The organism is Roseateles sp. P5_B10 (assembly GCF_056400485.1).
In genome coordinates this window covers 1-1397 of sequence record NZ_JBFULE010001102.1, presented here as the reverse complement: position 1 = coordinate 1397, position 1397 = coordinate 1, and the positions used below count along the sequence as shown (strand labels likewise).

Here is a 1397-nt window from a genome sequence, read left to right as displayed (position 1 = left end):
AAGCAGTACCGCGTTGCCGTAGCCTCGGTGATCGACATCTACGAGCCGGTCTATGGCCAGGTGGCGCCGCCCATGCCCCTGACCACCTGGACCCGAGAGGCGCAGCGCTCAAGGTCGGTCTACGGCCAGGATCAGATCGACCTGTCACCGCAGTGGAAGATGCTGCTGGGCGTGCGCCACGACAGTTACGACCAATCGCTCTTGAACCGCCGCAACGGCATCACGACCGCCCAGTCCCTCAGCGCCACCACGCCGCGCGTCGGCCTGGTCTACCAGCCGAGCAAGACGCTGTCGCTGTACGCCTCGGCGTCCAGGAGCTTTCGCCCCAACAGCGGCGTCAGCCGCGCGTTCCAGTCCTTCCCCGCTGAAGCGGGCAGGGCCGGCGAGCTGGGGATCAAGTTCGACACCGCGGACGGCAAGACCAGCAGCACGCTGGCGATCTACAGGATCGCGAAGAACAATGTGCTGACCCCCGACCCGCTGGACCCGAACAACTTCTCGGTGGCTGCCGGCGAGGTGCGCAGCCGGGGCCTGGAGTTCGACATCTCGGGCGAAGTCCTGCCCGGGCTGCGTCTGACGGCTGCCTACGCCTGGACCGATGCCCAGGTGACCCGCGACAGCAATGCCTTCCTGGTCGGCCGGCGCCTGGCCAACGTACCGCGCCAGAGCGCCAATCTGATGCTGGTGCAGGCCTTCCTGCTGGGAGCCAATAGCGCGACGTTGGRCGCGGGCATCAACCATGTGGGCGAACGCGAGGGGGCCGTGGCGCCGCTGGTGGCAGCCGACAACTTCAAGCTGCCGGGCTACACCACGCTCAAGCTGATCGGCTCGCTGCAACTGGGCAAGCAGTGGCGCGCGTCCCTCGATATCGACAACCTGCTCGACCGGCTGTACTACAGCAGTTCATATATGCAGGCCTGGGTTCTGCCCGGCGCGGGGCGCAGCTACATGCTCTCGGCGCGATATCAGTTCTGAGCTCGCAGCACAGCTGCGTCACTCACTCAGTATATTTTTTGAGTATGGCTTGAAAAGCGCCGGAGCTTTTCAGCTTATCGAGCGCCGCCTGCCAGCGAGCGATTTCCGCATCGGAAATGTCCTTGCTGCAGGCAATGTAAATGGGAGAGGTGATCAGTTTGACGGGCGTTTGAACGACCGCATCCAACGAATAGTTCATTTGCTTCAATAGATGGATGACGCCCAACGGTGAATCGCTGACGGCCAAATCGCATCTGCCGAATATCAACATCCTGTAAATGGCTTTGCCGTCGGATGCGCCTGCCTCGAGGTTGGTGAAGCCTGCTGCCTGCATCCTGGAAGTCGTCAGGCCACCGCGCCGGGAGCAGATCGAGCGAACCTTCTTGGTGTCCTCGAGTGTCGAGACTTCAAGAGGATTGCCT

The 1397-nt window shown here is 62.8% G+C and carries 2 protein-coding genes; one reads left to right on the top strand and one right to left on the bottom strand.

Going from position 1 to position 1397, the window contains the following annotated elements; translation table 11 throughout:
- On the top strand, positions 1-975 hold a 975-nt coding region (locus AC1DU6_RS31185), incomplete at its 5' end, for a TonB-dependent siderophore receptor (RefSeq protein WP_477862005.1).
- 22 nt (positions 976-997) lie between these two features.
- Here the strand turns inward: AC1DU6_RS31185 and AC1DU6_RS31180 are convergent.
- Positions 998-1397, bottom strand: a 400-nt coding sequence (locus AC1DU6_RS31180) for a substrate-binding periplasmic protein (protein WP_477862003.1), incomplete at its 5' end; no start/stop codon positions are given.